This window comes from Variovorax humicola, assembly GCF_037889915.1.
Taxonomy (GTDB): domain Bacteria; phylum Pseudomonadota; class Gammaproteobacteria; order Burkholderiales; family Burkholderiaceae_C; genus Variovorax; species Variovorax humicola.
Genome location: NZ_JBBKZV010000004.1, coordinates 80,773 through 103,847 on the forward strand (window position 1 = coordinate 80,773; position 23,075 = coordinate 103,847).

The window sequence follows — 23,075 nt, forward strand, 5'->3', positions numbered from 1 at the left end:
TTGCGCGCGCGGTCGTCAGGTGGCCGCCTCGCGACCCGCCCGAGGCAACAGGCCGTCCTCCAGCATCGCTTGCACGATGTCCGCCTGACGGCGGTCGCGCCTGCGCTTGGCCTCGGGCCGCTGTTTGGCCTTCTCCGCCATCCAGCGCTTGAACTCTACAAAGGCTTCAGGCGCTATCGTTCGCATCAAAGCCATCCGGCCTGTCGCCGAGACTACGAGGTGCTCAAACCGCGGCGCACTGGTCAACGTCGAAGCACGAATCGCCTGCACAGGCCACAGGTCGTCTTCGTCGTCCGAGAAGCGGAACGGGTGCGGGTCATCGCCTTCGGGCTGTCGACGCAGGATGTCGACCTCGAAGCCGCTCGCGCTGATGGCGGTTTCGTTCTTTCGCGAGGTGAAGTCGGCGTAGATCTTTTCGGTGTCCACCGAGCGCGGTCCGACACGTTTTTGTGTGTTGTCGGGCTGCGTCTTGACGAGGTATTCATCCCCGCCCTGCTGCTTCCGTACATGCGGCCGAATGTATTGGTGAGCCTGCGCTTGCACCCGCGAGAATTCGCCATAGATCGTAGCGGAATCAATGGCCTGGCGAGCGGAGTTGTCCGGTTTTCCACACGCTATCGCGTGACCCGTGACGCAAGAATCCAGGACGAGCACTGCGAAGTCTGTTCGTGGGCACCCGCGGAACCGGCTTTGCCGGGCCGCCGGGTGCGCCCCCTCGAGGGGCATCGGTATCTACACATCTCATGCGGTGCATGAATAATTGAGCGTATGTCACTGATTTTGTGGGTATGGATGCTCGGCTGCGCAAGCGGGCACATCGATTGGTCATGCAGCACTCCAACAGCGCTGTGAGCTTGGCCGCAGGCATGAAGTCGCTGCCCGCGGCAGACGCGGCGTTTGCCGACACGCAGGCGTTGTGGCGCTTCTTGAGCAACCCGCGGGTCAAGCCCACGGATCTGGCCGCCCCGGTGTTGGCGCTGGCCAAACTGGGCATCGAGCAAGGGTGTGATGGCTACGCGCTGGCGGTGCACGACTGGTCGAGGTTGAACTATCGCACCCACACCAGCAAGCGTGATCGCGTGCGCATGACGCATGACACCGACGTGGGCTACGAGTTGCAGAGCACCGTGCTGGTGGCCGACCGTGATGGCTCGCCCATCGGGGCGCCCACGCAGAACCTGCGCACCGCGCAGGGATTGCTCAGCAGCCGCTGGGAAGGCGCGCAGGAGCCGGCATCGCATCTGGACGAGTTGAGCCTGCGCCTTCTCTGGCTGGATCGGCAAGGCCTTGGGCGCGCGCTGGTGCATGTGGTGGATCGGGAGGCTGATTCGATAAGGCACCTGCGGGCCTGGAACGCCCAAGGCAGTCTGTGGCTGGTACGGGTCAAGGACAGCGGCCCGGTGCAGTGGGGCGAGCGCACAGTCAAGCTCAGTGAAGTGGGTCAGCAATTGAGCTATGAACGGGTGCGCATGGTGCAGCATCAAGGCCGCGAAGCCGAGCAATGGGTGGCCAGCACGAGCGTGGTGGTGAGCAAGAAGGCCAAGCCCAAGAAAAGGCTCGATGCCCAGGGCCGATGCATTGGCGGCACAGTGCCGGGCGCGCCGTTGACCGCGCGCCTGGTGGTCAGCCAGGTGCGCGAGGCATCGGGCAAGGTGCTGGCGCAGTGGTATCTGCTGAGCAACGTGGATGACAGCGTGCAGGCCGCCACCCTGGCGCTGTGGTACTACTGGCGGTGGCGCATCGAGTCGTACTTCAAGTTGCTCAAGGGTGCAGGCCAGCAGATCGAACACTGGGAGCAGGAGAGCGCAGAGGCCATCTTCAAGCGCCTGCTGATTGCCTCGCAGGCGTGCGCGCTGGCCTGGCGCTTGATGCGCGCCCAAGGTGAATTCGCCGAGCAGACGCGCGCGTTTCTCATCAGGCTGTCGGGGCGCCAGATGAAACGCAACACGCCAGTGACTGCCAGCGCGCTGCTCAGTGGCCTGTACATGCTGTTCGCGATGAACGAAACGCTGCAACACTACTCCCCCGAGCAGATCGCACAGTTCGTGCGCGAGGCTCGCGCCATGCCGCCTTGAGGGTGGACAGGATGTGTAGATACCTATGCTCGAGGGGGAGGCGCCGCAGGCGCTTCGGGGGTGTTTCACCCTAGTCGTAAACGACCACCGCATTCCCCGCCTCGGCCTGCGCCGTCCAGCTCGCCAGCGCCGCGTCCTCCGGGAAGAATCGCGCAGCCTCGCCGAGCTGAAGTTCGACCTGGGCCCCGGCGCGGGCCAGTGACAGGCGCACCGCCAAGCCGATGCGCGGCTCGTCGGGCTCGCTGTTCTCGGGCTTGCGCGGCGGGAAGTCGCGGGCGATGCGCGCGATGTCCGGCGCCTTGCCGTTGACCGCCACGCGCAGGAACTTGCCGAAGCGGCAGCGCGCCGCGGCCAGGCTCCAGACCTGCGCGACGTTGAAGCGCGCCTCGAAGCCACCGCGTCCCGGTTGCAGCTTGCCGCTGACGATGACAAGCTCGTCGTCCTTCAGCAAGTTGCGATTGGCGTTGTAGGTCGCTTCGTCGCAGGTGGCGTCGATGGCGTCGCTCTTGTCGTCCAGCTTGAACAGCACGAGCCGGCCGCGCTGCCCGTTGATGATGCGCAGGTCGCTCACGATCCCGGCAATCACCTGCTGTTCGCGCGAATCGAGCAAGTCGGTGATCTCGCGCTTGCAGAAGCGGCGCACCTCGTGCTCGACCTCATCGAACAGGTGGCCCGAGAGATAGAAGCCGATCGCGGTCTTTTCGTAAGTCAGCCGCTCCTTCACGCCCCACGGGGTGGCGGTGACCAGTTCGGGCTCCTGCGTCGCCGAGCCGTGCTCGCTGTCGCCGAAGATGTCGACCTGTGCCACATTGGCGGCGGTCGCGTTGGCAAAGTCGAAAGCGCGGTCGATCGATGCGACGAGCGAGGCGCGGTTCTGCTGGATCAGGTCGAAGGCGCCGGCCTTGATCAGCGCCTCGACCGTGCGCTTGTTGATGCGCGTGCGGTCCACGCGCACGCAGAAGTCGTAGAGGCTCTTGAACGGGCCGCCCTCCTCGCGCGCCGCCGCGATCGCGTCGATGGCGTGCTGGCCCGTGCCCTTGACGGCGCCGAGGCCATAGCGGATCACCTTGTCCGTGACCGGCTCGAAACGGTAGCGCCCGCGGTTCACGTCCGGCGGCTCGAAGGTCAACCCGAAGTTCTTCATCGCGTCCTGGAACAGCACCTTGAGCTTGTCGGTGTCGTCCATTTCCACGGTCATGTTCGCGCAGAAGAACTCGGCGCAGTAGTGCACCTTGAGCCAGCCCGTGTGATAGGCCAGCAGCGAGTAGGCGGCGGCGTGCGACTTGTTGAAGCCGTAGCCCGCGAACTTCTCCATCAAGTCGAAGATTTCGTCTGCCTTCTCTTCGCCGATGTTGTTCTTCGCAGCACCGGCGCGGAAGATCAGCCGGTGCTCGGCCATTTCCTCGGCCTTCTTCTTGCCCATCGCGCGGCGCAGCAGGTCGGCGCCGCCGAGCGAGTAGCCGCCCAGGATCTGCGCGGTCTGCATCACCTGCTCCTGGTAGACCATGATCCCGTAGGTCTCGCCGAGCATGTCGGCCACCAGTGGATGCGGGTACTCCACGGGCTCGCGGCCGTGCTTGCGCGCGACAAAGCTCGGGATCAGGTCCATCGGGCCCGGGCGATACAGCGCGTTGAGCGCGATCAGGTCTTCCAGACGAGTAGGCCGCGCGTCCTTCAGCATGCCCTGCATGCCGCGCGATTCGAACTGGAACACGGCCTCGGTCTTGCCTTCGGCGAAGAGCTTGTAGGTGGCTGCATCGTCGAGCCGGATGTTCTCGAAGGCGAAGTCTTCCTGCCCCTTGTGGCGCTTGACGATGAATTCCTTGGCGATCTCGAGAATCGTCAGCGTCGCCAGGCCCAGGAAGTCGAACTTCACGAGGCCGATGGCTTCGACGTCGTCCTTGTCGTACTGGCTCACGGCCGAGTCGCTGCCGGGCTGCTGGTACAGCGGGCAGAAGTCGGTGAGCTTGCCCGGCGCGATCAGCACGCCGCCCGCGTGCATGCCGATGTTCCGCGTCATGCCTTCGAGCTTCTGCGCGAGCTCGACCAGCATCTTGACTTCTTCTTCCTTCTCGATGCGGGCCGCGAGCTGCGGCTCCATCTCGATCGCGTAGTTGTTCTTGTCGCCCTCGATCTTCTTCTCGGGCGGGTATTGCAGCGTGACCGACATGCCCGGCTTGTTCGGGATCAGCTTGCTGATGCCGTCGCAGAACATGTAGCTCATGTCGAGCACGCGGCCCACGTCGCGGATGGCGGCGCGTGCGGCCATGGTGCCGAAGGTGGCGATCTGGCTCACGGCGTCGCGGCCGTACTTGTCCTTCACGTAGTCGATCACGCGGTCGCGGTTGCCCTGGCAGAAGTCGATGTCGAAGTCGGGCATCGAGACGCGCTCGGGGTTCAGGAAGCGTTCGAACAGCAGGTTGTATTCGAGCGGGTCGAGGTCGGTGATCTTCAGCGCATAGGCCACCAGCGAGCCCGCGCCAGAGCCCCGGCCCGGGCCGACCGGGCAACCGTTCTTCTTGGCCCAGTTGATGAAGTCGCCCACGATGAGGAAGTAGCCCGGGAACCCCATCTTGAGGATGGTGTTGATCTCGAACTCGAGCCGCTCCACGTAGCGCGGGCGCTCGGCGTCGCGCTTGGCCACGTCGGGGTACAGATGCGCAAGGCGCTGCTCCAGCCCCTCGAAGGATTCCTGGCGGAAGAATTCGTCGATCGGCATGCGCACGCCGTCGATGATCGGCGTCGGAAAGTCCGGCAGCTGCGGCTTGCCGAGCGTCAGGGTCAGGCTGCAGCGCCTGGCGATCTCGACGGTGTTGGCGATGGCGCTCGGCACGTCGGCGAACAGCGCCTGCATCTCGGCCGACGACTTGAAATACTGCGCCTGCGTGAACTTGCGGACGCGGCGCTGGTTGCCGAGGATCTCGCCCTCCGCGATGCAGACGCGGGCCTCGTGCGCCTCGAAATCCTCGGCAGCGGCAAACTGCACCGGATGCGTGGCGACCACCGGCAGTTGCAGGCGCGCGGCCAGTTGCACGGCGGCGATGACGTGCGGCTCGTCTTCCGGACGGCCGGCACGTTGGAGCTCGATGTAGAAGCGATGCGGGAAGATGCCTGCAAGCTGCAGTGCGATCTCGGCCGCGCGCGCATCACCATGCGCGCCCCCTTGCAGCAGGGGATGGCCGAGCGGTCCGGCCTGGGCGCCGGACAGCAGGATCAGCCCGCCGTTCAGCTCTTCGAGCCACGCCAGCTTGCAGGCGGCTTGCGCCTGGCCGCGGCCGACGTTCTGCGTCCAGGCGCGCGCCAGCAACTCCGACAGGTGCAGGTAGCCCTGCATGTCCTGCACCAGCAGCACCACGCGCGTGAGCACGCCCGGCTCATGGCCGAGCCCTTCGAGAAAGACCTCGGCGCCGATCACAGGCTTGACGCCCTTGCCGCGCGCTTCCTTGTAGAACTTGATCGCGCCGAAGAGATTGCTCAGGTCGGTGATGGCCAGCGCGGGCTGCTTGTCCTTGGCGGCAGCCTTGACGACTTCGTCGATGCGGTTGGTGCCGTCGACAACGGAAAATTCGGTGTGCAGGCGCAGGTGAACAAACATGCCTTCATTGTAGGAAGCGCGCCTTTCACAAGATGCATTCGCGGTCGCCCAAAGGGTTGTCCCGATGAGGCCCTGCCCTTATTGACGATTCTTTCCAAAAATTTCAAGAAGGCGCGTTTTCAAGGCCTTGCATGAGGGGGAAGTGCATGCCCACCTAGAATTCCGCCCCGTGAATGACATCCTGAACATAGCCGCCTACAAGTTCGTGGGCATCGACGATGGGCACGAACTGCGAGAGCGGCTGCTCTCGCAAGCCCAGGCGCTCGGCCTCATGGGCACCATCCTTCTGGCGCCGGAAGGCATCAACCTCTTCCTCGCGGGCACGGCCAATGCCGTGCGCGAGTTCGTGGCGTCGCTGCGGGCCGATGCGCGCTTCGCCGATCTCGAAACCAAGGAGAGCTGGTCCGCCGCGCAGCCTTTCCGGCGCATGCTGGTCAAGCTCAAGCGCGAGATCATCCGCATGGACCATCCGGCGATCCAGCCCGCCGCCGGCCGCGCGCCCGGCGTTGAGGCGCAGACGCTCAAGCGTTGGCTCGACCAGGGCCACGACGACGCCGGCAAGGAAGTCGTGCTGCTCGACACACGCAACGCCTTCGAGGTCGACCACGGCACCTTTGAGGACGCGGTCGACTGGCGCATCACGAAATTCACCGAATTCCCGGCCGCCCTGCTCGCGCATCGCGACGAGCTGGCCGGCAAGACGGTGGTGAGCTTCTGCACCGGCGGCATCCGCTGCGAAAAGGCCGCGATCCTGATGCACGAAGTCGGCCTGCCCGACGTGCTGCAGCTCGAAGGCGGCATCCTGAAGTACTTCGAGGAAGTGGGCGGTGCCCACTACCGCGGCGAGTGCTTCGTCTTCGATGGCCGCCGCACGCTCGACGCCAACCTCGCCGCCAGCGGCCATGCGGCCAGCGCCCGCGCGGCCGAGGATCCCGACATCGCGATCAAGCAATAGCCTGCCGGACAGGCCGGCGAGCAGGCCGGCGCATCACAGCGCCTCGACGTCCTTGTCGTCCATCAACCGCTCGGCGGGCTTGCGGCCGAACAACCAGAACATCGCCGGCGTCAGGAAGGTGTCGAGCAGCGTCGAGCTGATCAGGCCCGAGAAGATGACCACCGCCACCGGGTGCAGCACCTCCGTGCCGGGCCGCTCGGCCTCGAACAGCAGCGGCGCGAGCGCGAATGCGGTGACCAGCGCGGTCATCAGCACCGGCGCCAGGCGCTCCAGCGAGCCGCGCACGATCATCTTCCGGTCGAAGTCCTCGCCTTCCAGGCGCATCAGGTTGATGTAGTGGCTGACCTTCAGGATGCCGTTGCGCACCGAGATGCCCGCCAGCGTGATGAAGCCCACCAATGCGGCCACCGACAAGGGCTGGCCCGCGAGCCACAGCCCGACCACGGCACCCACCAGCGCCAGCGGGATGTTGCCCATGATCAGCGCCGACAGCACCGCCGACTTGTAGCGGCTGTAGAGCACCACGAACATCAGCGCGAGCGACACGATCGACAGCAGGCCCACCAGGCGCGACGCCTCCTCCTGCGCCTTGAACTGCCCGCCGAGCGTGATGAACGTGCCTTCCGGCAACTTCGTGCCGGCCACCACCGCGCGGATGTCGGCAACCACGTCCGATAGCGCCCGCCCCTGCGCGTTGGCCGAGAGCACGATGCGGCGCTTGCCGTCGTCGCGGCTGATCTGGTTCGGCCCGTCGCTGTCTTCGATGGTTGCGATCTTTGACAGCGGGATGCGCCCGGCCGGCGTCTCGACGAGCATCCGGCCCAGGCCTTCCACCGAGCGCGCCGATTCGGGCAGCCGTACCACGAGCGCGAAGCGGCGGCTGCCCTCCACGATCTGCGCCACCTTCTCGCCCTCGACCAGGCTCTGCAGCGTCGCCAGCACCTGCGGCGCCGCCACGCCGTATTGCGCGGCCGCGGCATAGTCCACCCGCACCTTGATCTGCGGCGCCAGCACCTGCTTCTCGATCTGCAGGTCGGCAATTCCGGGAATGGCCGCCAGCTTCGCGCGCAGCGCATCGGCCTGGCCGCGCAGCGCGTCGAGGTCCTCGCCGAAGATCTTGATCGCGATCTGCGAGCGCACGCCCGAAAGCATGTGGTCGATGCGGTGCGAGATGGGCTGGCCGATCTCCAGCGCGGCCGGCAGGTTGACCAGGCGCGCGCGGATGTCGGCCTTGATCTCGTCCATGCTGCGCGCCAGTTCCGCGGCGGGCTTCAGGCCCACGTCGAGTTCGCTCACATGCACGCCCTCGGCGTGTTCGTCGAGTTCGGCTCGGCCGCTGCGCCGGCCCACGTGCGTTACCTCCGGCACCTGCTTGACCAGCACCTCGGCCTGCCGCGCGAGCGCCGCGGACTCTGCCAGCGTGACGCCGGGGTTCAGCCGCAAGCCGATCAGCAAGGTGCCTTCGTTGAACGGCGGCAGGAAGGTGGTCGGGAAGAACGGCACCGCCACGCCCGCTGCCAGCACCGCAAGCGCTGCCGCGGCGAGCGCCGCCTTCGGCCGGTCGAGCACGCGCTCGAGGCCGCGGCTGTAGCGCGCCTTCAACCAGGCCAGCATCTTCGTGTCGCCGCGATGCAGTGACTTCATGCGCGGCAGCAGGTAGTAGCCGAGCACCGGCGTCACCGTCACCGACACCACCAGCGAAGCCAGCGTCGACACGATGAACGCGATGCCCAGCGGCACGAACAGCTTGCCCTCCAGCCCCGGCAACGCGAACAGCGGGATGAACACCAGCACGATGATCACCGTGGCGTAGAGGATGGCCGATCGCACTTCCATGGTCGCGCGGCCGACCAGTTCCACCGGGCTGAGCTGGTACTGCGGATGCTTGGCGCGGTCTTCCTTCAGCCGCCGCAGCACGTTCTCGACGCCGACCACCGCATCGTCGACCAATCCCCCGATGGCGATCGCCAGCCCGCCCAGCGTCATCGTGTTGATCGACAGGCCGAAGTACTTGAAGACCAGCGCCGTGATGAAGATCGACACCGGAATCGCGGTGAGCGCGATCACCGTCGGGCGCAGCGTGCCCAGGAAGAAGAACAGGATCACCGCCACGAACACCGACGCGCCGATCAGCTTGCCCTGCAGCGTGGTGATCGACGCCTCGATGAAGCTGGCCTGCCGGAAAGTGACCTTCGGAGCCTCCATGCCCGGCGGCAGCGATGCCTTCATGCCGGCCAGCGCCTCTTCCAGCGCCAGCGTGAGCGCGATGGTGTCGGCCGCAGGCTGCTTCTGGATGCCGAGGATCACTGCCGGCTTGCCCTCGAAGCCCGCATCGCCGCGCTTCGTGGCGGCGGCGAAGGCCACGTCGGCGACTTGGCGCAGCAGGATCGGCTGGCCGTCCTTCACCGCGAGCGGCATGTTGCCGAGGTCGTCGAGCCGCGAGGTCCGGCCCAGGTTTCGGATCAGGTACTCGCGCCCGTTCAGCTCCAGGAAGCCGCCCGAGGTGTTGCCCGCATAGCCCTTCAGCGCGTCCTCCAGTTGCGCATGCGTGATGCCGAGCTCGGCCATGCGCGCGGTCTGCGGCTGCACCTGGAACTGGCGCACCTCGCCGCCGATCGGGATGACCTGCGCCACACCCGGCACCGACAGCAGCCGCGGGCGCAGCACCCAGTCGGCGTACTCGCGCACGGCCATCGGGCTGATCTTCGCGGTGTCGACCGGGATCGCGATCTGCATGATCTCGCCCATGATCGAGCTGATGGGTCCCATGCGCGGCGTCACGCCGGCGGCGATGCCCTCCTCCATGGAGGCCAGCCGCTCCGACACCAGCTGGCGCGCGCGGAAGATGTCGGTGCGCCAGTCGAAGGTCACGTAGAGGAAGGACAGGCCGGCCGAAGACACGGACCGCACCGACTCCACGCCCGGCAGGCCGTTCATCGTCGTCTCGAGCGGGAAGGTGATGAGCTGCTCCACCTCTTCCGGCGCCATGCCGCCGGCCTCGGTGACGATGGTGACGGTCGGCTTGTTGAGGTCCGGAAACACATCCACCGGCGTGCGCGACAGCGTGAACGCGCCATAGGCCATGAGCACCACGCTGCCGATGATTACCAGCAGCCGGTTTCGCAGGCTGTTGTCGAGTAGCCACTTGAACATCGGGACTCCTCAACGAACCTGGTTGATCAAGGTGGCGCCCTGCGTGGCGACACGCTCCCCGGCACCGAGGCCGGAGGTGACGGCGACTGTCACGCCGTCCAGCGGCTCCGTCGTCACCGGGCGCGGCTCGAAGCGTTCGGGCCCCGACTTCACCCACACGATGGTCTGGTTGGCGGAGGTCTTCACCAGCGAAGCCACCGGGACGGCGACGCCCTTGACCGTGTGCTTCGTCTGCACGAACACGCGCACCGGCTGGCCGACGGCCAGCTTCGACAGCGCCGCACCTTCCGCGCGGAAACCCATCGGCAGCGCCTGTTCGCGCAGGCTGCGCGCGGCGCCGGTGAAGACCAGTGGCACGCGCTCGTTGCCGATGGCCAGCGTGGCGCTGCCGACGTCGGAAGCCAGCGCCGCATCGAAGGCCAGCGCCTCGATGCGCAGCCGCGATGGATCGACGATCTCGAAGACGAGTTCGCGCGCATCGACGACCTGCCCCGCCACCACGTTCGCCGACGCGATCACGCCGGTCACGGGCGCGACCAGCGGGTCGCGGTTGCCCAGGCCGGCGCTGACCGCCGCGGCACGTTCGGCCAGGCTCGCGGCCTCGCTCTCTGCCGCCTCGATCTCCTTGCGAGGCACGGTGTCGGCCAGTTCGCGGAGGCGCGCGACGCGCTTGTCGGCCAGCGCCTTGCCGGCTCTCAGCTCGGCCAGTTGCGCCGCCTGGTTCGAGCGCTCGATCGGTGCAGCGGATGGCAGCACCCAGGCCAGCACCTCGCCCTTTCGCACCGCCTGGCCCCCCGTCGGCAGCCCGCCCGGCCCCGGCTCGATGCGGCCGGCCAGCATGGCCTGCACGCGGCCGCCGGCGTTGGGATCCATCAGCACCTTGCCGTTGAGCTCCACCGTGCGCGGCAGGTCGCCCGCCTGCGTCATCGACGTGCGCACGCCCAACTGGCGCTGCGCAGGCTTGGGCAGGAAGACGCTGCCATCGGACTGGCGCTGCGGGCCCTCGCTGCCGGACGCGGCGGGTGCGTTGCCCTGGTCATGGTCTCCGCCGGCTTGTCCGGGCATGGCGATGAGCATCAGTGCCAGGGTGAATCCGGCAAGCAGTGGGATGCGAAAGTGGCTCTTGCAGAAGTTCATGCTGCACCTCCGGCACGGCGTTGGCGGGCGCTCGCGAGTCGACGCATGCCCCAGCCCAGCACAAACAGGGCGGTCAGGCCACCCGCGACCCACCCCGCGATCTCCTTCCACCCATGGCGATGGGCTACCGCATCGGCGCGCGGCGCTTCGTGGATGTCCAGCTGGCCGGTCAGCAGGTCGCGCTCGTTGCCGGCGACGACGGTCGCGCTGACCGGCAGGACACCCGCGTTGGGCAACTCGGCCAGCACGGCTTCGAACTCGCCCTCGCCGTGCTGCTCGACCTTGACCTTTGCGCCGCCCAGTTCAAGTTCGATGCGGGCGTCCTTCACCGGACTGTTGTCGGCAAAGCGGTCGAGGTACATCGTGAGGTGCATGCCGTTCAGCACGCCCACCAATTCGAAGATTTCGGAGACGGTGGCAAAACGCGGCAGCACGGGGCCAGCGCCAGCGGAAGGCGTGTCGCCATGGTCGCCATCGCCGGCGAGCGCGGGGCTTGCGGCCAGCAGCATGGCCGCGAAGCCGAGCGCAGCCAGAAGAGATTGCGGTGTCATTGGGAATGCTTTCAAAAATAATTTCGGGGACGAAGATGCGATGCGCTGTCAGTCGGGCAGCAGGCCCAGTGCCTGCCGCCACTGCGAAATGGCAGCGGCGAGTTCGATGCGCGCGCTCGCGGCCTGGCGTTGCGCCTCGACCGCCTCGGCCTCGATCCGCAGGCGCGTCGGCAGATCGGTCTCACCAAGGCGGAACGACTTCTCGAAGAAGCCGCGCGACTCGCTGGCCAGTTGCGCGCGCCGCTGCGCCGCAGCCAGCATTGCGCGCGCCGATGCCACGCGCTCGCGCGACGCGCCCTGCGTGGCCGCGATGCGATCGCGCTCCAATGCGAGCTGCGTCTGCAGTTCGGTCGCTTCCGCCTGCGCGGCGGCCACGCGTGCGTCATGGCGGCTGCCGGCACCGAAGGGAATTCGCACGCCGAGCGTGATCGAGGGGTCGTAGCGCTCGGCTCGGAAGTCGCGCTCGCGGGTGGCAACGAGCGTCAGCTCGGGATTGGCACGCGCGCGCACCGTGCCGAGCGCCGCGGCACGCTCGGCGATGGTGGCGCGGTCCTGCAGGTCCTGGAACGCGGGGTGGGCGGACGGGTCGGGGATCGAGGCCGCATCGTCGGGCGGCTCGGCCTCCGGCGCGGCCGTTGGCGCACCGGAGGCAAGCTGGATGGCGCCTCCGAGCGCCACGCGCAACTGCTGCGACGCATTGGACAGGCTGGCCTGTGCTCGCGCCGCGGCGGACTCGGCTGCGGCCACCGCGCCATCGGCCTGGTGCTGGTCGGCGCGTGCGAGGTCGCCGGCCTTGACGCGCCTTGCCACGTCGCCGGCGAGCCGGCTGGCGTTGTCCCGTTGGTCACGGGCCAGCTCGGCATCGACCTGCGCGCGCTGCCATTGCCACCAGGCTTCGCGCAGCGTGCCGGCCAGGCGCAACTGCGCAGCCCGGGCACGGCTTTCGACGCTCCAGAGTTCGGCTTCGGCCAGCGCGCCGCTGCGTGCGCGCTCGCCCGGCAGCCAAAGCGGGATCGCAACCCCGACATCCAGTTCGCGCGCACCGAGGTCGCGGTTGAAGCGATCGGTCTTGTTCGATACCGTGAGCGCGGGCGGCTCCGGCGTCCAGGCCTGCGCGGCCTTCTGCTGCGCCTGCGCGGCGTCCCTGCGCAATCCCAGCGCAACGGCTTCGGGCTGGCGCGACCAGGCGGCATCGAATGCCTGCTTCAGCGCCGGGGCGGACATGCGGCTTTCGGCCGCATCGTCCTGGGCCAGGGCGCCATGGGCGCCAACTGCACAAATAAGGGCCAGCGCCCCGCGATGCGCGTGCGCGAGGCCAAAGCTTCGTCTTCTTCGGTCCATCCGATTCTCCAGTGATGAAAAAAATTCACGAGAGATCGGCGAGGTGCGATCAGGGACGATCGCCACGCAGGCGCAGGACCACGCAACGCGTGGCTCAGCGCCAGACGCGAACGGTGCTCAGGAAAAGTGAGAAGCCGCCCCGCCGATCAGGCGAGGCGCGCCCATTTCGGGCGATCGGGCGGGGACTTGGGGGGCACGCGCAACGCCACGTTCGGCATCGGGGCAGGTTGCGCCTGGTCGGCGCGTTGACCGTTTGTGCCATCGGGCAGCAGCAATGCGCCGGGGCTGTGGCAGTGGTCGCAATGGGCGTCGGCCGGACCGTCTTTCAAATTGTCCGGCTTCGCGTCGGCGTTGCCATGATCGTGCGCATCGACGTGGTGGCCGAGGTGCGCGGGGCGGCCCACAGGCTCGTCGCCGCAATAGGCCGCGGCTGCGCTCCAGCCCGACAGGAGCGGGAGCAAGACCAGCATGAACAAGGCGAGCCAACGACGCATCGCGGCGAGTCTAGCAGCGGCCCGATTGACCTTACGCCGCCTCAGGCGACGCGCTCCTCGCTCAGACCGGCGTGGACTTTGCGCCCGGCTCCTGCACCCCGAACGGATGGCCCGGCAGCGGGATGAATTCCGTTTCACCGGGTACCTGGCCCATGCGTTGCCCCTTCCAGTCGGCGCCGGCTTCGAGGATGCGCTCGCGTCGGCTGGAGACGAAGTTCCAGGTGATGAAGCGGGGGCCGTCCAGCGCGTCCCCGCCGATCACGACCAGGCGCACGGCCGTCTGCGCCTCCAGCGTGGCGCCGGTGTTGTCGGCCAGCGCGGCCATGGTGTATTCCGGGACGGGCGCGCCGTCGAGCATGAGATCCCCTTCGACGACGTAGATCGCCATCTCCTGTGCCAGCGCCGGCAACTCGAACCACTCGCCTGCGGGCAGTGCAATGTCGAGATACAGCGTCGGAGCGAAAGTCTTCACCGGCGACGTCAGGCCGAAGGCCGTCCCGATCAGCACGCGCACGGGAACGCCCTTCACCACGGCCTCGGGAATGTCCGACGCGGCCGTGTGTTCGAAGCTTGGATCGGTTTCCTCGAAGGCCTGCGGCAACGCGGCCCAAAGCTGCAGGCCGTGATTGACGTAATTCGCCTCGAGCAGCCGCTCGGGCTTGCGCTCCGAGTGGACGATGCCGCGCCCCGCGGTCATCCAGTTGATCGCTCCCGGCAGGATTTCCTGCACGCTGCCGATGCTGTCGCGGTGCATCATCGCGCCATCGAAAAGATAGGTGACCGTGGCCAGGCCGATGTGCGGATGCGGGCGTACGTCATGCGCGTTGCCAGGCTGCTCGGTGGCGGGGCCGAAGTGGTCGAAGAAGACAAAAGGCCCGACCGATCTGCGCTTTGCGGCAGGCAGCAGGCGCCTGACCTTGAAGCCACCGCCAATGTCCTTGTCGGCGGGATGCAGCAACAGGAGCGAGTCTGAGTTCATGGCCGCGATCATGCTGGAAACGGCCATTGAATGCACGCGGGCAAGCGCCGCGAAACGCGCGTGGCCTGCTCAGGCCCTGGACGATGCCCAGCGCATCGCGATGCTCGCCACCCTGGCGCCAAAAACGCGTGCCGTTTCAAGGTCGCCCTTGGACATTTCACCCGGGCTTGCGTCCGTTGGCGAGGTGGTCATCAAGCCCCCGTAGCCGCCGACGTAGTTGACCGAGTCACGCGTGGCGGCCTTGTTGTTGCTGGGCATGAGCCCTTGGCTGACCCACACGCCGTGATGTTGCATCGCGAGCGTCCACAGGTAGGTGATCGTGGCGTATTTGTCGCCGTTCATGGCCGCGCTGTTGGTGAAGCCGGCGAAGAGCTTGTCTTTCCAGCCCTGGGCGTACCAGACCTTGGAAGACGCGTCCGCGAATTTCTTAAACTGCCAACTGGCCCCGCCCATGTAGGTGGGTGCGCCGAAGATGATGGCGTCCGCAGCGGCCAGCATCTCCCAGCCGCCGGCCGGGAGGTTGCCGTCGCCATCGATCTGCACCAGCGCGGCGCCGGCACCGTCCGCCACAGCCTGCGCGACGCGCTGGGTGTGGCCGTAGCCCGAGTGAAAAACTACGACGATGTCGGCCATGAAACTCCTCGGATGCTTTCCTTAACGCTTGCCGTCGATGCTCAAGCGGCCGGCGCCGAAGCCTGCCAGTGCGATGAGTCCGCCAGCAATGGCGATGTTCTTGTTGAAGTTGATCTGCTGCATCATTTTCATCGCGTCGGGCGCCGACCAGTACTTGTGGAAGAACAACGCGGTAGCCACGGTGAACACGGCCATGACGAGCGCGGTGACACGCGTCTTGTAGCCGAGCAGCAGCGCGATGCCGAGGCCGAGTTCGACAACGATCGCCAGGGCCGCGCCCAATTCCGGCAGCGGCAGACCGGCCGAAGCAACGTAGCCCACGGTACCGGCAAACCCCATGAGCTTGCCGATGCCGGCCGGAATGAACAGGTACGCGATCAGGATCCGGCCGACGAGTGCCGTGATGTCTTGCAGCGAGTTGGTCGAGACGCCCGAGGGCGAGAGGGTGGTGGTGGCAGTAGCTGAGGCCATGAGATAACTCCTTGGTTACAAAAAAACAAAAAAAGATTGCTGCGGAACCGGCATGGCCGGGGGCCGCTGGCAGGCCGACAGGATTGGAGCGCCATGCAATGCGCGGCGCCCGTGAACGACTACGGATTCAGATCGAAGACCAGCACTTCGGCGTCCTTGCCGCCGGAGAGCGTGAGCTGCGATTCGCCTTCGAGCATGGCGGCGTCGCCCGTGCTCAACTTCTGGCCGTTGACCTCGAGTTCGCCGCGCACCAGGTGCACGTAGTTCTTGCGCTTCGGGTCGAGCGCCAGGCTGGCCTGCTCATCACCGTCGATGAGTCCGGCGAACAGTTTCGCATCGGCATGCACCTTCACCGAGCCGTCGGCGCCGTCCGGCGAGGCGACCAGGCGCAGTTTGCCGCGCTTCTGGGACGCGTCGAACTGCTTCTGCTCGTAGTCGGGCACGATGCCGCGCACGTTGGGCTCGATCCAGATCTGCAGGAAATGCGTGTCCTGGTCGGACTTGTGGTTGAACTCGCTGTGCATCACGCCGCGCCCCGCGCTCATGCGCTGCACGTCGCCAGGCGGAATCGCCTTCACGTTGCCCATGCTGTCCTTGTGGGCCAATTCGCCCGACAGCACGTAGCTGATGATCTCCATGTCCTTGTGGCCGTGGGTGCCGAAACCGGCGCCGGCGGCCACGCGGTCTTCGTTGATCACGCGGAGGTTCCCGTAACCCATGTGGGCCGGGTCATAGTAGCCAGCGAACGAGAAACTGTGGAACGAGCGCAGCCAGCCATGGTCGGCGTAGCCGCGGTCTTGTGATTTACGGACTTGCAACATCGTTGAACTCCTGGCCCATCCGGGCCTCTTCGAATGCCGCGCCGTATGCGCAGCGGATGGGAAGAACTTTAGGCCGGGCAAGCCGCCTCACCAGTGCGACGGTTTGAAGGCATCATTCGAATTATTTGAACGATAAATGCCATGCCTAGCCCTCGTGAAGTCCTGACCCCCGACGCCCTCGCGATGCTGCAGGCCGTTAGCAGTGCCGGCAGCTTTGCCGGTGCGGCGCGGTCTTTGAACCTGGTGCCAAGCGCCCTCAGCTACCGCGTTCGCCAGATCGAAGACGCGCTCGACGTGCTGCTTTTCGACCGCAGCGCGCGGCAGGCGCGTCTCACCGAGGCCGGCGCCGAACTGCTGCGCGAGACCGACCGCCTGCTGGCGGACATCGACGCCGTGGCCAATCGCGTCAAGCGCGTGGCCACAGGCTGGGAGCCGGAGCTGACGATTGCGCTCGACAGCGTCATCGCGCGCGACCCGGTGCTGGACATGATCGGCAAGTTCTATGAACTGGAGCCGCCGACCCGGTTGAAACTGCGCAACGAAACACTGCTCGGCACCATCGAGGCGCTGAGCAGCGGCGAGGCTGACCTGGCCATCGGCACGGTGCTCGATGCGTCCGGGCTGGCCTTCACCGCCAGCGGCATTCGCACGCGCCCGCTGGGCGAGTTGCGCTTCGTGTTCGCCGTGGCGCCGCACCATCCGCTGGCGAAAGTGCGGCAACCCCTCAGCGACGACGTGATGCGCGCGCACCGCGCCGTGGCGGTGGCCGATTCGTCGCGCGCCGGGCCAAGCATGACGGTCAACCTCGTCGGCGGGCAGGACCGCCTGACCGTCCCGACGATGCACACCAAGCTCTCCGCGCAACTGCACGGCCTGGGCGGGGGCTTCCTGCCCGAACCGATGGCGCGCCCTTTCATCGAGGCCGGCCACCTCGTCGAATGCCAGACGGAGCGCGTGATGCCGATCGGGCAGATGCACGTCGCATGGCGCGCACCTTCCGCGGGCAAGCCCGGGCGTGCACTCGAATGGTGGCTCGCGCAGTTCGAACACGAAGGCACGCGTCGCGCACTGCTGGAACGCCATCGAGGTCGCTGAACCGCGCCCGATGTAGAGTCTGCGTGCCCGAAATTGTCGCCAAAGAAAGAGACTCGTCATGAAAGTACGCCCACCCGCCGATCGCCATCGACCCTCCCCCGCCAGGCACTTCGCCATCGTCGGCGCAGGCATCGCGGGCATCGCCGCCGCCCGCACGCTGGTTCAGGCCGGCCACCGCGTGACGGTGTTCGAGCGCAATACCGGCGCAGGCGGCCGAATGGCCAGCGAGGTGACGCAGTTCGGCCGCTTCGACAGCGGCGCGCAGTACTTCACCATCCGCGACGACCGCTTCGCACTCGCGCTGCAAACCGTGCATCCGCTGTGCAAGCCATGGAGCGCCAACCTCATCCGCGTGCTCGACGCGCACGGCCGCGTGGCCGAAGCGGCATTGCCTTCGCTGGAGCCACACTGGGTCGCACAGCCCGGCATGGACGCACTGGTGGCCCGATGGGCGGAGCCGCTCGGCAACGCGCTGGTGACCGACACCGAAGTGACTCAGATCGAGCGCGACGCGCTCAATCCCGCGCGCTGGCAACTCCGCACCGCCGGCGCCGGCGACAGTTCCCATGTGTATTCCGATTTCGACGGCGTCCTGATCGCCATACCCGCCGGCCTCGCGCGCACGCTGCTCGCCAACAGCAAGGTTCCGGACACGCTGGGCAAGGCCATTGAAAGCGTGCGCATCGCGCCGTGCTGGACGCTGATGATCGCATTCCCGCAGGCCAACCAGCCCACCATGTCGCACCTCGGACCCCAATGGAATGCCGCGCGCAGCAACCACCACCGCGTAGCCTGGCTGGCGCGTGAATCGTCCAAGCCCGGCCGCGAGCCGATCGAACGCTGGACGCTGCAAGCCAGCCCCACCTGGTCGCAGGAACACATCCGCGACGATGCCCAGCGCGTGGAGGCCAAGCTGCTGCGTGCCTTCTCGGAAATCACCGGCATCCTTGCCACCCCAAGCTACGCGCAAGCCCGTTGCTGGCCCGAAGCGCAAACGCTGGTGCCGGCGGGCAAGTCTCATTTCTGGGATGCAAAGTCGCAGATCGGCCTGGCCGGCGACTGGTGTACCGGGCATCGGGTCGAAGACGGTTTTCTCTCGGGCCTCGCGCTCGCCCTTGACGTGATGTAGGGCGACGCCGATTGCCAAGGGACGCGTCGTTGATGTGAATTCGACCGGTCGTTTCGCCCCGTCGCCCACCGGCCCGCTGCACGCGGGGTCCCTGGTGGCGGCGCTTGCAAGCTGGCTCGACGTGCGGGCGCGCGGCCCGCAGGCGAAATGGCTGGTGCGCGTCGAGGACGCCGACACCGAACGCTGCCTGCCCGGCATGGGCGACACCATCCTCGAGCAACTCGCAGCCTGCCACCTGGTGCCGGATGCGCCGCCGCTGTGGCAGACGCAACGCGTCTCGCTGTACCAGCGGGCGCTCGACAGGCTGGCATCGGCCGGCCGCGCCTACCCCTGCGGCTGCTCACGCAAGGACATCGACCAGGCGCTGGCACGGCTCGGCCAGGCACACCAGCGACACGGCGAGCGCATATACCCCGGCACGTGCAGGAATGGGTTGCATGGGAAGCCCGCGCGCGCATGGCGCTTGCGCGTGCCGGATGGCGACGTTCGATGGACCGATCGCCGGCTCGGCGCACAAAACCAGGACGTGAGCGCCGAAGTCGGCGACTTCATCCTGAAGCGCGCCGATGGCCCCTGGGCCTATCAACTCGCGGTGGTGGTCGACGATGCCGACCAAGGCATCACCGACATCGTGCGTGGCGAAGACCTGGCCGACAACACGGCCCGCCAGATCCTGCTGCAACGTGCCCTGGGCCTGCCGACGCCAAGCTACCTGCACACGCCGCTGGTATTGGCCGCCGACGGCCAGAAGCTCTCGAAGCAGAACGGCGCCGAAGCGCTCGACACCCGAACCCCCGGCGCGGCACTGGCGGCCCTGAAAGCGGCCGCGGTCGCGCTCGGCCTGCCCACCGGCACCGCCCTCACGATCCACGAGGCGCTTGCCGGATGGGTGCCTGCATGGCGCGATCTCTACAATTTGGCCCCGTGAGCCACCCCTCTTCCACCCCCAACGCCCTTCCGCCCGCAACCCCATCAGCCGACGACGACAAGCCGCATCCGCTGCACCGTCGACTCAAGAGCTTCGTCAAACGCGGCGGGCGCACCACCGAAGGCCAGGCCAAGGCCTATGAAGACTACGGGCCGAGGTTCCTCGTGCCGTACAGCGAAGCGCCACTCGACTTCGACGCCGCCTTCGGCCGCCATGCCCCCACGGTGCTCGAGATCGGCTTCGGCATGGGCGAGGCCACGGCGCATATCGCCACAGTCCTGCCGGAGAAGAATTTCCTGGCCTGCGAAGTGCACGAGCCCGGTGTCGGCAAGTTGCTCAAGCGCTGCGGCGAACAAGGCATCACCAACATCCGCATCGTGGCGCACGACGCCGTCGACGTGCTCGACCACATGCTGCTGCCCGGCACGCTCGCGGGCGTGCATGTGTTCTTCCCGGACCCTTGGCACAAGAAGCGGCACAACAAGCGCCGCCTGCTGCAAACGCCCTTCGTGCGCAAGCTGGCCGAACACCTGGCGCCGGGCGGCTACCTGCATTGCGCGACCGACTGGCAGCCCTATGCCGAGCAGATGCTCGAAGTGCTCTCCGGCGAACCGCTGCTGCGCAACACCGCCACGGACTACGCGCCCAAGCCCGACTACCGGCCGCTGACCAAGTTCGAGAACCGCGGGCTCAAACTCGGGCACGGCGTGTGGGACCTGGTGTTCGTCAAGCCGCCCGCGTGAGCCCGCGGGCCGCCTGCCATGGGTGAAATTGCGGGCGTCCTTGCAGCCCTGGTGTCGAGCGGCCTTGGCGGCACGGCCATCGGGGCGACTCGGTACCTTATCGGGCTGACCGATCCACTCTCGCTCGGTGCGTTTCGCTTCGGCATTGGCGTCGTGCTGTTGCTGCCGGTGGCGTTGCTGCGGCGAGAACGCTGGCCTGGCGCGCGCGACTGGCCTGCGGTCGCTGCGCTGGGCCTGCTGTTCTTTGCGCTGTTTCCAGTCCTCTTCAATGCCTCGCTGATCCACACCACCGCGGCACGCGGCGCGCTCGCGCTGTCGACGCTGCCGGTCCTGACCATGCTGATCGCTGCGCTGTTCGGCGTCGAGCGGCTGACCCGGCGCAAGTCCGCCGGCGTGTCGATCGCGATGGGCGGCGTCGCACTGGCGCTGCTGGCCGGGCTCGCCAACGCACCGGAAGGCGCGTGGCGCGGTGACCTGCTGATGGTGGCTGCTGCCCTTTGCATGGCGCTCTACAGCGTGAGCGCGAGGCCACTGATGGCGCGCTCGGGACCGGTCGCTTTCACCAGCATCGCAATGGGCGTGGGAGCGATTTGCCTGACCGCCGCCTCGGCTTTCCGCGGCGGCTTTGCATCGGTCGCGAACTTCGGCACCGTGCAGTGGATCGCCATCCTGTACCTCGGCGTCTTCGGCGGCGCCGTCGTCTTCATCCTCTGGGCCTATGCGCTCGAGCGAACCACGCCGACGCGTGTTGCGGTGTCGATCACGGTGAACCCGATCATGGCTGCGCTGGTCGGCGCGCTGCTGCTGCACGAACCGATCGCATGGAATCTCATCGTCGGCCTGCTGGCGGTGTTTCTCGGCATCTGGGTTGCAACTACGGAACCATCGTGGCCCTCAGGCTCAGCAGGTTCTGCGGCACGACGTGGATGAAGCCGGCGCGCGGCGTGTCGATGTCCGCGATGAGCAGGAAAGCCAGCGACAGCACCAGCGGGAGCACCAGCAACATCCACCGATTCTTCGTGGTAGATCGCAGCCCGTAGCCGATCAGGACATTGCAACTGATGGCGATGACGAACATCAGCATCCATGCAGCAGGCGGAAGCCGGTTCCACCATGCGGCCTGCGTGTAGCCCTGTGAGTTCAGCACGTCGTTCATGCCGGCCACCACCAGCGCGCCGACGGCATTTTGCTGGGCGGGTGCGGGCGACTTGACCGCGTTCCACAGTTCTCCCTGGAGTCTGGCCGTCCGTTCGTTGACCTGCTGGAGTTCGCGCCGGTCGCGCGTCGTATAGAACAACACGCGCTGGTCGACATAGGCGCTCAACAATGCGCGAATCCGGGCGGCATCGGCGGCGGGAACCAGATCGGCCCGGACGTACTCGGTGCCGATGGCGTTGGCTTCCGCCTCCTCGAGGTTCTTGCGTTGCTCGTACCGGCCAGCGGCCATGGAGAAGCTGAATCCGATGATCAGCCCAGCCAGCCCCAGCGTCGCACCGACGATCACGCCGAAGTCCTGTGAGGCGTTCTCGTCGGGAGGGCTTTTGCGCCTGAGCACCGAAAAGCCAATCCTTGCCGAGGACCACTGCACGAGCACTGCAAGCAGGAACAGCAGCACGGGATAGTCGAATTCTGTTGTCATGGGCAATGCCTTCGGAGTCAGGTCGCACAAGAATCGCGGCGCACCGACGGCGCGCGACACCCAGCCCGGACTATGCCACCGGCGTGCCGATATCTTGCCTTCCGGCGCTTGCCCTGCGAATGAGGCGTGGGTTGCGTGCCATCATCGGTCGGACATCTCAACGGCATTCAGGACCCATGACATTGGACGAGACTCAAAGCGGGGCTGCCGCGGCCGGCGGCTTTGCCGTTTCTTTTGCGCGGCGCATGCCGCACGGCCACGACATCGGCATGCGGCTCGAGGAAGCGAGCGCGGACGGCAAGACACGCATGTGCCTCTCGCCGCAGCCGTACCTGGCGGGCGACAACTGCGGCGCCTTCTTCTTTCCCGGCGTGCTGTTCAGCCTGGCCGACTCGGCCAGCGGCATGGCCGTGTTCAAGGCGCTTGACCGCGTCGTGCCGATTGCCACGCTGGACATGCGCATCGACCACCTGGCCCCGGCAACGATGGATGCGGACCTGCACGCCGAGGCCGAGTGCTACCGCATGACGCGCACCGTGGCGTTCACGCGCTGCGAGTTGATGGCGGGGCCCGCCGCGAAGGTCGTGGCCATCGTGATGGGCACCTTCATGCTTTCATCCAGCACGTCGCGAAGGGCAGCATCATGACGCCGCTGACCGAGCCCGAAAAAACCGTGCAGCGCATGCACGAGCGCACCGCAGCAGCACTGGCGGCCGTCCCCTATTTCCACCACCTCGGCATTCGCCTGGCAGCCGATGCGCACGACGGCGAGGTGACGTTCTACCTGCCCTTCGACGCACGCCTCGTCGGCAATCCCTCCCTGCCCGCAATCCACGGCGGCGTGCTGGCCACTCTTATGCAGGCCGCCGCGTTGCTGTCCACCAGCGCGGCGCTGGGCAATGCGGTGCCGCCGAAGCTGGTCGATTTCTCGATCGACTACCTCAGTTCCGCCGGGCCTGCGGACCTGTATGCGCAATGCGAGATGCACCGCGTCGGCAGGCGCATCGCGGCAGTCGGCATTCGCTGCTGGCAGCAAAGTCCCGATGCGCCGGTGGCCCTTGGCCGCGCGCACGTTTACGTGGCGCACTCCTCATCCGATGCGTCGGTGATGACGCCCTGATCCGGGCCAGCCGCGTCATATCAATTGCTCCGCCGCGCTTCGCCCGACTCGCGGCCCATGAAACCGGCGCCGTCAAATGCCAGGGATACCGCGGAACCGGCTTTGCCGGGCCGCTGGTATCGCCCCCTCGAGGGGGAGGCGCCGCAGGCGCATCGGGGGTGTCTCAATTTCACCAGGGATACCGCGGAACCGGCTTCGCCGGGCCGCTGGTATCGC

21 protein-coding genes are annotated in these 23,075 nt (G+C 67.0%); 9 read left to right on the forward strand and 12 right to left on the reverse strand.

Annotation, left to right across the window (positions count from 1 at the left end; genetic code table 11):
• Window positions 1-15: 15 nt before the first annotated feature.
• Window positions 16-654: a GSU2403 family nucleotidyltransferase fold protein gene (locus WKW80_RS09100; protein WP_340363246.1), complete on the reverse strand. Its 639-nt coding sequence runs from the start codon at window positions 652-654 to the stop codon at window positions 16-18.
• Between the two features lie 173 nt (window positions 655-827).
• Here WKW80_RS09100 and WKW80_RS09105 point away from each other — a divergent pair, with 173 nt between their 5' ends.
• Complete coding sequence (locus WKW80_RS09105; protein ID WP_340363247.1) at window positions 828-2,075, forward strand: flagellar biosynthesis protein FlhF; 1,248 nt, start codon at window positions 828-830, stop codon at window positions 2,073-2,075.
• 70 nt (window positions 2,076-2,145) lie between these two features.
• Here the strand turns inward: WKW80_RS09105 and dnaE are convergent, their stop codons facing one another.
• Window positions 2,146-5,670, reverse strand: coding sequence for a DNA polymerase III subunit alpha (dnaE, locus tag WKW80_RS09110; protein ID WP_340363248.1), 3,525 nt, complete (start codon window positions 5,668-5,670; stop codon window positions 2,146-2,148).
• A gap of 169 nt (window positions 5,671-5,839) precedes the next feature.
• Here dnaE and WKW80_RS09115 point away from each other — a divergent pair, with 169 nt between their 5' ends.
• The gene (locus WKW80_RS09115) at window positions 5,840-6,625 is read left to right on the forward strand and encodes a sulfurtransferase (RefSeq protein ID WP_340363249.1); all 786 of its coding nucleotides are present in this window, start codon (window positions 5,840-5,842) and stop codon (window positions 6,623-6,625) included.
• A gap of 33 nt (window positions 6,626-6,658) precedes the next feature.
• On the opposite strand, the gene WKW80_RS09120 is transcribed toward WKW80_RS09115, so the two are convergent.
• The 9 genes from WKW80_RS09120 to WKW80_RS09160 form a co-directional block, all read right to left on the reverse strand.
• The gene (locus tag WKW80_RS09120) at window positions 6,659-9,778 is read right to left on the reverse strand and encodes an efflux RND transporter permease subunit (protein ID WP_340363250.1); all 3,120 of its coding nucleotides are present in this window, start codon (window positions 9,776-9,778) and stop codon (window positions 6,659-6,661) included.
• A 9-nt stretch (window positions 9,779-9,787) separates the two neighbouring features.
• Window positions 9,788-10,915, reverse strand: coding sequence for an efflux RND transporter periplasmic adaptor subunit (locus WKW80_RS09125; RefSeq protein ID WP_422822877.1), 1,128 nt, complete (start codon window positions 10,913-10,915; stop codon window positions 9,788-9,790).
• Window positions 10,912-11,466, reverse strand: a complete 555-nt coding sequence (locus WKW80_RS09130) for a hypothetical protein (protein ID WP_340363251.1) — start codon at window positions 11,464-11,466, stop codon at window positions 10,912-10,914. The genes WKW80_RS09125 and WKW80_RS09130 overlap by 4 nt, the downstream gene beginning before the upstream one ends.
• A gap of 48 nt (window positions 11,467-11,514) precedes the next feature.
• Window positions 11,515-12,807, reverse strand: a complete 1,293-nt coding sequence (locus tag WKW80_RS09135; RefSeq protein ID WP_340363252.1) for a TolC family protein — start codon at window positions 12,805-12,807, stop codon at window positions 11,515-11,517.
• A gap of 146 nt (window positions 12,808-12,953) precedes the next feature.
• Window positions 12,954-13,301: a hypothetical protein gene (locus tag WKW80_RS09140; RefSeq protein ID WP_340363253.1), complete on the reverse strand. Its 348-nt coding sequence runs from the start codon at window positions 13,299-13,301 to the stop codon at window positions 12,954-12,956.
• 61 nt (window positions 13,302-13,362) lie between these two features.
• Entirely contained in the window at window positions 13,363-14,280 is a 918-nt protein-coding gene (locus tag WKW80_RS09145) for a pirin family protein (RefSeq protein WP_340363254.1), read from the reverse strand.
• Between the two features lie 69 nt (window positions 14,281-14,349).
• A complete protein-coding gene (locus WKW80_RS09150) occupies window positions 14,350-14,913 on the reverse strand; it encodes a flavodoxin family protein (protein WP_340363255.1) in 564 nt (187 codons plus the stop codon).
• A 21-nt stretch (window positions 14,914-14,934) separates the two neighbouring features.
• Window positions 14,935-15,384: a DoxX family protein gene (locus tag WKW80_RS09155; RefSeq protein ID WP_340363256.1), complete on the reverse strand. Its 450-nt coding sequence runs from the start codon at window positions 15,382-15,384 to the stop codon at window positions 14,935-14,937.
• A 119-nt stretch (window positions 15,385-15,503) separates the two neighbouring features.
• On the reverse strand, window positions 15,504-16,205 hold the full coding sequence (locus WKW80_RS09160) for a pirin family protein (RefSeq protein WP_340363257.1): 702 nt from the start codon (window positions 16,203-16,205) through the stop codon (window positions 15,504-15,506).
• 141 nt (window positions 16,206-16,346) lie between these two features.
• Here WKW80_RS09160 and WKW80_RS09165 point away from each other — a divergent pair, with 141 nt between their 5' ends.
• Genes WKW80_RS09165 through WKW80_RS09185 form a run of 5 tightly spaced genes read left to right on the forward strand, consistent with a single transcriptional unit; the run spans window position 16,347 to window position 21,030 of the window.
• A complete protein-coding gene (locus tag WKW80_RS09165) occupies window positions 16,347-17,300 on the forward strand; it encodes a LysR family transcriptional regulator (RefSeq protein ID WP_340363258.1) in 954 nt (317 codons plus the stop codon).
• Window positions 17,301-17,358: 58 nt separating this feature from the next.
• On the forward strand, window positions 17,359-18,429 hold the full coding sequence (locus tag WKW80_RS09170) for an NAD(P)/FAD-dependent oxidoreductase (protein WP_340363259.1): 1,071 nt from the start codon (window positions 17,359-17,361) through the stop codon (window positions 18,427-18,429).
• Between the two features lie 34 nt (window positions 18,430-18,463).
• A complete protein-coding gene (gluQRS, locus tag WKW80_RS09175) occupies window positions 18,464-19,357 on the forward strand; it encodes a tRNA glutamyl-Q(34) synthetase GluQRS (protein WP_340363260.1) in 894 nt (297 codons plus the stop codon).
• Window positions 19,327-20,100 carry a tRNA (guanosine(46)-N7)-methyltransferase TrmB gene (gene trmB / locus WKW80_RS09180; protein WP_422822878.1) on the forward strand — a complete coding sequence of 258 codons (774 nt, stop codon included), beginning with the start codon at window positions 19,327-19,329 and terminating at the stop codon, window positions 20,098-20,100. Before gluQRS ends, trmB begins: the two co-directional genes overlap by 31 nt.
• Window positions 20,101-20,118: 18 nt before the next feature.
• Window positions 20,119-21,030 carry a DMT family transporter gene (locus WKW80_RS09185; protein ID WP_340363262.1) on the forward strand — a complete coding sequence of 304 codons (912 nt, stop codon included), beginning with the start codon at window positions 20,119-20,121 and terminating at the stop codon, window positions 21,028-21,030.
• On the opposite strand, the gene WKW80_RS09190 is transcribed toward WKW80_RS09185, so the two are convergent.
• The gene (locus tag WKW80_RS09190; RefSeq protein ID WP_340363263.1) at window positions 20,975-21,739 is read right to left on the reverse strand and encodes a bestrophin-like domain; all 765 of its coding nucleotides are present in this window, start codon (window positions 21,737-21,739) and stop codon (window positions 20,975-20,977) included. The genes WKW80_RS09185 and WKW80_RS09190 overlap by 56 nt on opposite strands.
• A 182-nt stretch (window positions 21,740-21,921) precedes the next feature.
• On the opposite strand from WKW80_RS09190, the gene WKW80_RS09195 reads away from it, so the two are divergent.
• Both WKW80_RS09195 and WKW80_RS09200 read left to right on the forward strand, forming a co-directional pair.
• Entirely contained in the window at window positions 21,922-22,386 is a 465-nt protein-coding gene (locus WKW80_RS09195) for a PaaI family thioesterase (RefSeq protein ID WP_340363264.1), read from the forward strand.
• The gene (locus WKW80_RS09200; RefSeq protein ID WP_340363265.1) at window positions 22,383-22,859 is read left to right on the forward strand and encodes a PaaI family thioesterase; all 477 of its coding nucleotides are present in this window, start codon (window positions 22,383-22,385) and stop codon (window positions 22,857-22,859) included. The genes WKW80_RS09195 and WKW80_RS09200 overlap by 4 nt, the downstream gene beginning before the upstream one ends.
• Window positions 22,860-23,075 lie beyond the last annotated feature (216 nt).